Source organism: Endozoicomonas sp., assembly GCF_031844845.1.
Lineage (GTDB): Bacteria > Pseudomonadota > Gammaproteobacteria > Pseudomonadales > Endozoicomonadaceae > Endozoicomonas.
Genome location: NZ_JAVRMB020000037.1, coordinates 1 through 11,973 on the forward strand (window position 1 = coordinate 1; position 11,973 = coordinate 11,973).

9 protein-coding genes are annotated in these 11,973 nt (G+C 46.2%); 2 read left to right on the forward strand and 7 right to left on the reverse strand.

Going from position 1 to position 11,973, the window contains the following annotated elements; genetic code table 11:
• Positions 1–367: 367 nt before the first annotated feature.
• From RM811_RS01620 to RM811_RS01640, 5 genes are all read right to left on the reverse strand, one after another.
• Positions 368–892, reverse strand: coding sequence for a hypothetical protein (locus RM811_RS01620; protein WP_402520124.1), 525 nt, complete (start codon positions 890–892; stop codon positions 368–370).
• 163 nt (positions 893–1,055) lie between these two features.
• Entirely contained in the window at positions 1,056–2,666 is a 1,611-nt protein-coding gene (locus RM811_RS01625) for an ABC transporter ATP-binding protein (RefSeq protein ID WP_402520126.1), read from the reverse strand.
• Complete coding sequence (locus RM811_RS01630) at positions 2,663–4,099, reverse strand: ABC transporter permease (RefSeq protein WP_402520128.1); 1,437 nt, start codon at positions 4,097–4,099, stop codon at positions 2,663–2,665. The genes RM811_RS01625 and RM811_RS01630 overlap by 4 nt, the downstream gene beginning before the upstream one ends.
• Before the next feature lie 22 nt (positions 4,100–4,121).
• Complete coding sequence (locus RM811_RS01635) at positions 4,122–5,099, reverse strand: ABC transporter permease (RefSeq protein ID WP_402520130.1); 978 nt, start codon at positions 5,097–5,099, stop codon at positions 4,122–4,124.
• A gap of 50 nt (positions 5,100–5,149) precedes the next feature.
• Positions 5,150–7,390, reverse strand: coding sequence for an ABC transporter substrate-binding protein (locus RM811_RS01640; protein WP_402520132.1), 2,241 nt, complete (start codon positions 7,388–7,390; stop codon positions 5,150–5,152).
• Between the two features lie 123 nt (positions 7,391–7,513).
• Between RM811_RS01640 and RM811_RS01645 the strand changes: the two genes are divergently transcribed.
• Positions 7,514–8,653 (forward strand): hypothetical protein, encoded by a 1,140-nt coding sequence (locus tag RM811_RS01645; protein WP_402520134.1) that lies wholly within the window; start codon positions 7,514–7,516, stop codon positions 8,651–8,653.
• 1,212 nt (positions 8,654–9,865) lie between these two features.
• Here the strand turns inward: RM811_RS01645 and RM811_RS01650 are convergent.
• Complete coding sequence (locus RM811_RS01650; protein WP_402520136.1) at positions 9,866–10,828, reverse strand: hypothetical protein; 963 nt, start codon at positions 10,826–10,828, stop codon at positions 9,866–9,868.
• 106 nt (positions 10,829–10,934) lie between these two features.
• Here RM811_RS01650 and RM811_RS01655 point away from each other — a divergent pair, with 106 nt between their 5' ends.
• Entirely contained in the window at positions 10,935–11,612 is a 678-nt protein-coding gene (locus RM811_RS01655; protein ID WP_402520138.1) for a hypothetical protein, read from the forward strand.
• Here the strand turns inward: RM811_RS01655 and RM811_RS01660 are convergent.
• The coding region (locus RM811_RS01660; RefSeq protein WP_402520140.1) for an IS1 family transposase at positions 11,603–11,973 on the reverse strand (371 nt) is incomplete at its 5' end. The two genes, RM811_RS01655 and RM811_RS01660, sit on opposite strands and share 10 nt — an antisense overlap.

Consider the following 11,973-nt stretch of genomic DNA (forward strand, 5'->3'; position numbering starts at 1 on the left):
AATTGCCGGTGCCGTTTTTTTGCGGATTGTTTTTTGCAGCTGAGGGTTTGTGTCGGGGCCCGCATTCGCTCGATCCAACCTATGTCACTGTTATTTTGCCAACGAAGCACCATTATCGGATATCTACGTAATATTGGGTGATCGTCCGGCAACAATCATCAATAAAGGCCAGTGTTGCTTCCCGGCGCCGTTTCCACTGCCACCTGAAAGCGAATGAATAAACAGGACTTCCATAAATCCAGGGTGAAATATTCAGTAAAACGTTGGTTCAATTTTTATGATTAGTAAATTTATGGATGTCCTATTCCTTTCTATTCCTTTAGTAGAGTAGGAGATTTGTTTGCATTTAAATAATACCAATTTCTTGTTATTGGGAGCTGCTTGAATCTCTGGTAAATGTTTCCTCTGTCACTAGTCCATGCTCTTTCTTTTTTTCGAAAAATTCAGCTTTTGAGTTCCCATCTGGATCTGACTGGCGAATGCTTATCTTTCCATACTCGCGGTATCCAGATCTCATATACTCCTTCACAAATGTTTGATTAGTACCATCATCATAACGATGCTCTGTTACCTCTTTGATGGCATCGTCACCCATCTGAGCTTTTCTTTCTTTTGTTTGAACTAGCATACCCTCACCCCCTTTTAATGCGCTTATTTTTATGTCATTTCGGTCTATTAATCTTACTGCTCCTCCGGGATCAGAAGTATTTCTAGAATTGTCAACAGACAAATTAAAACAGGCATTGTCTTTGATTTGTATAGAACCTATTCGAATATGAAGACTCGAATAATTAATACTGCAAGGAGGCGTTTTCGCTCTAGCGTCGGGTGGGCTCTTGGCTCCTGTGACCTGATGGGGAAAAACTGGAAACTTTTTTCCTTCGATATTCATATTTTTTCAACCGCATTTTCAAATTTATTGACAGTGTAGCTATAGAATGACCAGTTAGTTCCACGACTAACCAAATGAAATCATTTATTCTTGACCAGGCTGGTCAGGGGGAAAATAAAAAAAGGGTGAATAGAAGAAGAGTTCACCCTTTTTTATTCTTGCGTCAACAGGTAGTTGGAACCGCTGCCAGTAACTGTCTGGTGTAGGGATGTTCAGGACTCATCAATACGGCTTCAGTTTTTCCCTGTTCCACAATTTTACCGCCCTGCATCACCGCTACCCGGTGAGCCAGGTGGGGAATAATCGACAGGTCATGGGTAATAAACAGATAGGAAACCTGTAATTCACTTTGCAATTCCAGCAGCAGGTCAAGTACTTCGGCCCGGATAGAAACATCCAGCGCGCTGGTGGGCTCATCACAGATAATCAGGTCGGGTTCTACTGCAAGCGCCCGGGCTATAGCGACGCGTTGGCGCTGCCCGCCGGAGAATTCATGAGGGTATCGCTGGCAATGTTCAGGCTCTAACCTGACCCGTTTCAGCAATGATTCGATTCGTTCCTGACGCTCTCTGGCGGAGAGTCCAAGCCCAAGGCTGACCATGCCTTCCTCAATAATATTGCCAACGGTCATCCGCGGATTCATGGAGGAAAACGGGTTCTGGAAAATAACCTGAATTTTTTTCCTCAAGGGCATCATCTCCTTTCGGGAGAGGTTATTCAGTTGTCGGTCGTTGTACCAGATCTTGCCCGAGGTGATTGGTTCAAGGTTAAGAATGGCGCGACCGGTTGTGGTTTTGCCACAGCCGGATTCGCCGACCAGTGCCAGGGTTTCGCCCTTGCCAATGGTGAAGCTGATATCATCCACGGCACGGGTATGGCTGTGTATTCGCTGAAACAGGCCTTTGCGGATGGGAAAGTGAACGGAAAGGTTCTCTACCTTCAGTAGTGGAATCTCTTCTGTTGCCGGGCGATAAGAATCCATAGCAGGAAGACTGTTTATTAACCGACGACTGTAGTCTTCCTGAGGATTGGCAAAAAAATCAGCACAGTTACCCTGTTCAATGATCTGCCCCTGATACATAACGCCAATCCGATCAGCCGTCTGGCGAACCACGCCCATATCGTGAGTGATCAGTAATACAGCGAGCTGTCGGCTGTTGGTGAGGGTTTGCACCAGTTTCAGGATCTGCTTCTGTATAGTGACATCTAGTGCGGTGGTGGGCTCATCGGCCAGCAGAATATCGGGTTCGCAGGCCAGGGCAATGGCAATCATTACCCGTTGCTGCTGTCCGCCGGACATCTGGTGAGGATACCAGTCAATGCGTTTTTCAGGGTCGGGAATCCCAACCTCGCCCAGTAGCTCGGTGCAACGCTCCCTGATCTCAGTACTGTTTAATGTGGTGTGCAGTTTCAGGGTTTCCTCTATCTGCTGACCGACAGTATGAACCGGATTCAGGGCGGTGAGTGCATCCTGAAAAATCATGGCGATCTTCTTGCCACGAACCTTGCACATCTCATGTTCGGTCAGGTTGAAGATATTGGTATCAGCCAGAGTAATTCGGCCCTGTGTTATTTTCAGGGCATCCGGGAGCAGTCTCAGTATTGACAGTGCGGCGACAGACTTACCACTGCCGGATTCACCCACCAATGCATAGATTTCGCCATTTCGTAGCTCAAAAGAGACATCTTCCACAATGGGTGTGTAAGGCGAATGTCGTAAACTGACACTGAGTCGATCAACCGACAGGGCTACTGATTCTCTATTTTTCATCATGCAGCCTCCAGTCGGATTCTGGGATCAAAAGCGTCGTTTACCAGGTCAGAGAACAGATTAACTGACAGTACCAGGGTGAACATCAGGAAGAAGGCACCGCTTAGATTCCACCAGATGGAGGGTTCCCGGGAGAGTTCAGTACTGGCCATATTGATCATATTGCCCCAGCTGGCCATGGCCGGATCAACACCGACGCCAATGTAAGAGAGCACAGCCTCTGCCAGTACCAGGGCACTGAAGTCCAGTACGAAGGAAATAATAATAATGTGGCTGAGATTGGGCAGAATATGTCGTTTAATGATTTGAAAATGGCTGACTCCAAAGGCATGGGCGGCCTGAACATAGTCAAGCTGGCTGATTTTCAGGGTTTCTGCCCGCAGTAATCGACATAAGCTGGTCCAGCTGGTGATTCCCAGGATAAAGCAGAGTGCCAGGAATTTAGCGTCTGCTTTTTCCAGACCTACGGTAAAAAAGTTGGGGTTGTTATTGATCCATACCTGAAACAGCAGTACTGAAGCGGCGATCAACAGCAGGCCGGGGATCGAGATCAGTGTCGTATAAATGTACTGTATTACATCATCAACCCAGCCTTTGAAATAACCAGCCGCAATGCCCAGACTGATGGCGATGGGCATGGTAACCAGAGTGGCCAGGGTGCCAATCAATACGCCGGTGCGAATCCCTTTCAGGCTTTCATACAGCGTGTCATTACCGGCCTGATCGGTGCCCAGTACATGGTAGAGATTCCCCATGATTATCAGCCAGCCCAGGAACGCCATTATGATGGCAAAAGTGATCCAGCCAGCACGCAAGGGCAGGGTAGAGGACTCTGTTAAGTTTGCTTTTATTTTTAACCAGAGGGCATGAAGGCCAATCAGAAAGAGCGCAATCGCCAGCCCCCGGGCAAGACCAGACAGAGACTTAAAGAAAATATCTTTCGTCCTGTCGGCAGGATCTTTCAGATGCTGGCCACCATAGGTAAGGTCCGGGTAGTCCCGAACCCGCTCACCGTCGGCCAGTAGAAGGTTCTCCTTATTCCATGATTTCAGGGCAAAAGGTGCTGAATAAGTTCGCTCTTCTCTTTCCCCCATCTCTCCCAGTGCGAGGTCCAGCAGGCTGTTGACCGTGTTGCTGTAAAAGATCTGTTCACTGCCTTGTCCCTCAACCGCTGGCAGTGCCTTGCGAAAATGAATGGAGTCCACAAGGGCAATGGCAACGTAGGTCATTATGATGATAAAGGTGCTCATGCCCAGACGGGTAGCAAACACCTGTCGCCAGCGCTGGCGGTGCTCCGGGTTTTTCCTGAGCGTCAGCAGGAAAAGGGTGATGGCACCCACAAGGAAAAAGATCAGTGCATCACTCCAGAGGATGGTCCAGAGAACATGATTTTCGAAAAAGCGTCCGAATAAGTCTGACCCGATAGAAACGTCCATAGTCTTATTTGTTCCTTCCTGATCAGCTTAATCGCACCCGGGGATCAGCCCAGGTGTAGGAAATATCGGTAAGAATAAGCCCGATGATATAGAGCACGGACCCCAGGAATACCATGGCTCTGACAATGGCAAAATCCTGAGACTGAATGGCATCCAGCAGATAACTGCCCAGGCCGGGAATACTGAAGAAGGATTCCATAATAAGGCTGCCCATAAACAGTGATGGAATCACTACCACAACGCCGGTCAAAATGGGCAGCATGGCATTGGGGAGAATATGGCGAAACAGGACGCTGACTTCACTGACGCCTTTCGCCCGGGCGGTTCTGGCAAAGTCCTGACCGGATGCTTCGATAAACAGGGCCCGGTACCAGCGGGATCCGGCGCCAATGCCGGCTATCACGCCAATAGCAATGGGCAGAATCAGAAAGCGCCAGCTATCGACACCCCCATTAAAGCCGGAAATCGGCACCAGTCGGGAAGCTTTGGCGATGAAGAACTGGCCAAGCACGATGTAAAACAGGTAGGAAACGGACATCATGGTGACAAAGACGACCACCGCAAACCGATCCAGCCTGCTGCCCCGGAACATCAGCACCATCAGGGCAACACTGATGTTCACCCAGATGCCAATCAGAAAGGTGGGCAGTGCCAGCGACAGGCTGGGGCCCATACGATCCATCACATCCGAGCGAATATTCCGACCCTCGTCAGAACTGCCAAAGTCGAAGGCAAACAGTTTGACTGATTTGTTGAAAAATACCGTTTCGGTCAGTTTGCTGAGGCCGCTGGTTTCGGCATTAAAAAACAGTGGCTGGTTATAGCCTTTGTCTACTATCCAGTCCTGAATAGCCTGTTCCGTCACGTACTTGTCACCCAGATGAGCCCTTGCCATATCTTCCGGGGTATTGATGACAAAGAACAGAATAAACGTCAGCAGGTTAACCCCAATCAAAATAGGCAGCGCATAAAACAGCCTTCTTACTATGTAAGTGAACATATCCATATCTCCATCAGCGGGGATGAACACCGGCTGACTTTTCAAACATTTCAGGAAGCTTCAATGGTCAGTTTCTGTCGTTGGCGATAGGCTCTGATACCGGGTACTAACAGTAATAAGAGCAGGCCGATGCCAGCAATCAGTGGCCAGATAATCGGTTGGTTCCACTCTTTTTGTTTCTGTGCCCTAAGCTCAGGATCCAGGCGAAGGTATTTGAGTGTTCCCTGGCTGATGCCATGACGTTTGGTGTTGTATACCCACTGATTGGAAAGATAATATTCCTTGTTATTAAATCCCCAGATCCATGGACTGTCTTTTTGGACAATAGCCAGCATACGATTGATGGCCGCGAGTCTTTCGGTCCCATTGGGCAATGTTTTTATCCGATCATAGAGTCGGTCATATTCCGCATTTTCATAGTTGCTGGTGTTGCTGCCATCACACCGACACTTAATCATCCCCTGTCGGCTATCCAGCAAAAACAGAAAGTTCTCCGGATCGGGGTAGTCCGCCATCCAGCCCCAGCCGAACATCTGGGTATTGCCCTGACGCATCTTTTCCTTGAATCGTGAGTAATCCGTGGGCCTGAACTCCAGCTGCACATTGATTTTGGCCAGCTGTTTTTTGATCCAGTCAGAACGTGGGTTGGTGTCACCGGCGGTGGTGTCCATATAGAGTATCAGTGGCTTGCCGGTTTCACGGTCCCGGCCATTGGGATAGCCGGCTTCTGTCAGTAATTTTCTGGCGTACTCAACAGGCTTTCTTCTGGCGGTTTGGGTGGTCTCATCCCACTGGAAAATATAGGGGTTTAAACCTGCCTTACCCGGGGTATAGCCAAACAGTCCCGGAGGAATGGGGCCTTGTGCCACCTGGCCAATTCCGTTGCGAAAAATATCCACATATTCCTGATCGTTGTAAACAATGCTGATGGCCTGACGCAGCTTGCGTTTCTTTTCAGAGTAACCACCCACCACCGGGTCCCGCATATTAAAGCCAACGTAATACAACGATGGGCTGATTTCTTCATCAACAATAATATGACGGCTGGCCAGCTCCGGGGTCAATTCCAGACCATCCGGACCCACCGTAAAGGCACGGTCAAAGGTGGCGCTGTTAATATTGGAGTTACCATCACCGGAGCGGTCGTAATAACCCTGGACAAACTTGCTCCACATGGAGGTGGCTGCTTTTTCATAGCGGTAAACCGCTTTATCGATAAACGGCAGTGGCTTACCCGCATCGGCCAGATAGCCTCGCGCCAGATCATCATCAGAACCTTCCGATGGATAATAATCTTCCCGGTAGTTCGGGTTTCGTTCCAGAATAATTTCCCGGTTGGGTGAATTGACGGTCATCATAAACGGCCCGGTGCCAATAGGGTTCCAGTCCAGTGTCAGGTTCTTTTCCGGAAAACCGGGGTTATGGTAGAAGCGGTCAGCCTCCCAGGGGATGGGGGCAAAAAAGTGCATAGCCAGCCAGTATTGAAACTGAGGGTAGATACCCTTAATGCGGATGGAAAAAGTCAGGTCATCGATTTTCTCAAGACCTTCCATATTGCGTTGGCGCAGATCCAGCCATTCTTTATTTTTCCGGGTATCTTTCGCCCATTGGCTGAAGTCCTTCATCCCGACAATGTAACCGGACATCAGCCCAATGAGGGGCGATTTGTTGATGGGGTCCGCCATGCGTTTGATCTGATAAATATAATCATCGGCGGTCAGAATGCGTGTCCCGGTAACAGGAAAGTCTTTCAGCAGTTTGTACTGCCTGCCTTCATCTTCAGTGTCAAAAAGGTAAAGAGAAGATCCGTTGTCGCCTTTGGCAAAGGCCGGGTGTGGCTGGTAATGGATGCCGGGTTTCAGTCGGATGGTGATACGACTGAAAGCAGCCTGTTCAGTGTTGTCTGACAGAGGCTGAAGCTGTTTATTCAATAGCTCAATAGTCGGCATTATTGAGGTGGTAGCGGGTTCCAGCTCATAGGGTCTTTTCAGGAAATTATATTGCAGCGGAGCATCGTAAATCTGATCCAGAAACATGGCCTCTTCAGCGCTGTAAGAGCGCACCGGGTCCAGGTGTTGTGGGCGAGTAATAAAACTGCCGAAATAGGTGGCTTGTTCCGGATCGGTGGGTGGGTTTGGATCATTCCATGAACCAGAACATCCTGAGAACAGTATGGTGACAGTCAGAATAGCGAGCCACTTCCAGGTGGAGCTTTGCTGCATATAATCTGTTCTCATCAGAATAATCGGCGTTATTGTAGGGATTGTACGTACTCCGGTGGTTTTCGTCATCCATATCCTCTCCTGAGTTTAAGAGCCTGTCCAATATCTAATTAAGCCATAGATATTCGATTCTCTCTGAACCGGGTTTTTAAGCTATTTTTAGCGTGAATAGTTTTTTATGGAGTGGAGAATGTGGAAGATTTTAATAACAAAAATAAATGCTCTGATCTTTGTCAGAGTAGATATTTACAAAATGATCGTTCTCAGGAAAAAGATCAATCTTCAGGTTTGAAATTCCAAGGTCGTAAAATAGACAGTCTTGAGGGGGCTATCGGTCATGATTTCAGTGAGAAATTGTCTCTTAAAAGTAGTGATGGTTTGTCGAGTTTCGGGAGTGAGCAAAGAAAATACTCTACTGTAAAAAAATTATCGGAAGGTGAAGGAAAGGAACTGGCTTATTCAATCTTATCTCAAAAAGAAAAAGAAAAGGAAACTAAACATAAATTAGAGATAGGAAATCCGGATGGTACCAGTGGTGAGAAAAGAGAAGTGATGTCCTATGAATCACTGAAAGGAATAGCCGGAGATATCGGGGAGGTAACTGGTCAATTACAGGCTGCGGTTAAGAAACTGAAATCGTCTGATGCGAAATTATGGAACGATTCTTTTGATGCAACGACCTTCATCAGGAGAGTGGCAAAACATAATCCGAAGCTAATAGGAAATCACCTGAATGAAATAATGGAAAGTCTGGCTAGACATATGCTAAGTAACCAATCAAGTCTGGTGTCTGCGATGTTGATAACCGCTAAAGAGCTTGCGTTGTCACAAAAAACAGGATTTAAAACGGCTTTGGATAAGGTTTTAACGATTCCGGCAAGGCCTAAACCAATTTCAAGTGCGCTGATCGGTTTTATTATCAATGTAGGTAATTCAACAAAGCAATTTGTTAAAGACAAAGCCGTTGAAACTCTGGCGCAGATCAAGTCAGAAACGGCAATGACTGATACGGAGTGGATAAGATGTATTGGAAAGTTAGTGGAAAATGATTTGAAACTGAATGCAGGTGAAAGTGAACCTTGTGGTAGTTTAAAATTGTTGTCTAAAAAAGGAAGTGCTGATGTAATAAGGGAACAGCTGGTTACCGGTAAAATCAATGTTTCGGAAGCTAGTGAAGTTGTCAAAATATTAAAAAAACTGGTTGGAAATGAGAATCTTGCTAAATGCAGGCCTCAACCATTCTGGATTAAGGACATAGATACTCATATAAAAAAACTGAAGGAGACTTTAAAGACATCAACGGAAGAGTTACAGTCACCTGAAAAAACCTGATGACAGTAATAAATGGCAACCCATTGATCTATCTATTATACCGATCGGTCAATATAATCTATTGATGATTTTTGTCGTTTAAGATTGACACGTAACCGTCATTCCTGCGAAGCAGGCTGTTGCCAAAGGGTGTAATTAAAAGTGTTCCCTGATTGCTGTCATCCTGTACAGGGATTGTACAGGATCCATCCACAGGGAGGTGACTGCCGATGGATGGCTATCCCTGCCAGATGGATTGTGTACAATCCCTGTACACAATGACAGCGGAGGTGTTGCCGTACACAGATAAGAGCCTTGACTTCCTGAACGGAATTACAGCTGTGTAACACTTTTAATTGCACCCGTGCCAAGGAAGCCCGAGTGCACCAACAGTAGGCGATTTAGGCGAAAGTGCGATCTGATGTACAGAAATCGTATACCAGACCGAGTTCACATTAAGGCCGGTCAGCTCATTAAACTTGTGGTGCAAATCAGCCGGAGTAGTTGAGTTACCGTCACCACCAAGGACTGCAATCAGGGACAGGATAAAATCAAGTGGGTTGATGTTTCGCTGTCGGATAGTGAATCCAGGCTGTTCAAGATGGGTTTTGCATCCTTAGGAGGAGGTTTCTTGGGGCTTAATGTCTACCTGAGGAATTGTCCCGAAATAAATTACCCATTTGTTAGTAGATTGAGTCACCTGGGGACTTGGGGAGTAGTACTGTAAACAATCCTGGCTGCGTTTTCCGCTGTCATTGTGTACAGGGATTTTACACAATCCATCTGGCAGGGATTACCCGAGGACCCGAGGGCCTAAAGGCATAAAAGCCAACCATCGGCAGTCACCTCCCTGTGGATGGATCCTGTACAATCTCGGTAATTGCACCTGCATTACTCTACCTCCTGCATCCATGCTTCATGCAGTCGCCTGTACAGGATGACAGCCATCAGGGAACACTTTTAATTACACCCGAGGCCGGGTGGGTATCACGGTTGACGGTCAAGAACCTGTTTACTCTAGCAGAAACAACCAATCAGGTAATGAGCCTGACATTACCTGATGGAAGGAAGTTTTCCGTTATCTTTGACAGGTCTAATGGGTCTCCCATTGAGGCGCAGCAGGTTCTACCCTTCGCTTACCCAGAGGATAGCGACCATTATTTTCTTAAATTAAAATTATTGACATTAGCCGCATAGTAAAAAGTAGGTCAAGATTTCTTTAGTCGCCAGATGCTAAGATCGTGAATTAGATTCACAGGCTGATTTAAGTGAGTTAAAATATTCGGATTCAATAGCCGTGGTTTCCATCATCCCAATGGAACGACAAACACTTCTTTTTAAATTTGTAAAATCTTTCAATTCTCTAAAAAGAATATTCGGTTGGGTATAGCTGTAAAACCAATTAGCTAGCTCATTCGCACCATATTTTTGTACCAGATGATGACTATCATTTTTCTCTAATAAATAAGAGGATGCTTCTTTTTTTTTTCTGGTGACATCAAATTTTATTAACATTTTGGTTTTTCTTATTGTATCTAACTCATCCTTAAGAATACTTGACTCCATGATTTTAATATGATCTCGCATATAATCTCTACGCTGTAGATTGGTTGCACCCTGATTTTCTTTTCGCTCAAGGCAACTACTTGATTTGGTGCTAAGTAAATGACCAAATGAAATCATATATTCTCCTGCGCCCAGCCCCCGTGAGTTCTGGTTTTTGTTTAAAAAGCGAATGGTCATGCACTTATTTTCATTAAGAGTGGAGCATTTTTGATGTTTCCCCGTATATCCTCTGTTAGTTGAAGTAGCGCCGCTTGGTTCTCTTTCTTTTTCGCAACTAGCCAGGTCAGCACAATATGGTTTTCCTGAGTCAGGATGATTTGGGAATTGAGGAGATACGTTATGGTTATACGTTAATTCTTGAACTCCTGAATCAGTGGGATTTGATTCTATGTAAGAAACAAGCAAGGAAGGTGAAATATTACGATTAATCAATAATTGACTTCCAGCTTGAGATGATGAACCTGTACCTGAGACAGATGAGTCAGGCTCTTTTGCTCGAACCCGAAGATTATTAAAACATGGTTCTGACCTATTGCTGTTTTTTTCAGGGACTGAATCGATTCCTGCTAGTTCTGGAAATAGTTCAGGTAGAGGACTTGAACAAAATCTAGTGCTTTCATCTAATAACATGGAAGTATTGAAGCATTGAAATTGCTTAAGACTACTCCCTCTTAAAAAAGTTCCTCTCTTTCACAACCCATCCAATATTTATGTCAACCAAGCATAAGGAATTGCTATGGCTATAAACAATAGCGATGTAAAACTCTTTGAAAGCCAGCGTCTTTCCGATGAAGAAGATGGTGGCGGTCGGGTTACTGGCAGCGAGGTCATTGATGGGAACGTCAATAATCTATTTCAGGATATTTCCCGGATTGACCGAACCATTGGTGACGTAGCTCTGCGTAAGGCATTTGTCGGGATCAGCACCGATAACAATGACAGCTACCTCGGCAGTCACCTTATCCTGACCGAACCGCCGAAGGATAAAAACGTCAGCGTCCTGCTGTTCAATACCGACAGTCAGACTGATGAGCGCCTCGATGCCAGAGATAGAATTGAGAGCTATGTTGTCCCCGGCATTAAGGCTAATTGGGAACTGGTCGGCGATCAGCTTGAAGGCCAGCGTGCAGTGGTCGGCTATCAGCGTGAGGAACTGGCCGTTCCTGAAATTGGTGAGGTCTATAAGATCACCACGCCTGATGGCTTAGCCAGCCAGTTCATCAGGATCACAGCCATTGACCATAGTTCTGCTACTTTCACCTACCACAATGGCTCGCAGTATGTGGACTTTACCCGGCGTAAGCTGGACATGCAGATCAGCGCACCATTAATCACCACCTTTGTTGGAGCGCCTCCCGTCCCCGGAGCGCCAGAAGAAGAAACGGTAGTGGGCCAAATGTGTGGTCAAGCATAAATATCTACCCCAAATTCAAGCGCGTTAATCAGTAATCCAATGACAATATCGTGCATCTTCTCAAGCTTGGGAAAGCATATACTCTTTTTCGCTAACCGTTTGATCCATGTTCTGAAATTCAAATTCTTACGTTCAATTTTCTGAGTGTTTCTCTTGCCAATCTCATGCTTCTCAGGGGCTATATTTCGTTCATAAGCACCCCAGTCATCGCTATAAAAAAGACTAATACCAAACGGCTCCAATAACGCCTTAAGCTGTCTGAATACTGCGTCTTTTCTCTTTCCGAAAACGTAGGCAAGGACAACACCCGTCACATGATCAATGGCTAACCATAGCCAGCGTTGATGCGATTTATTACCGA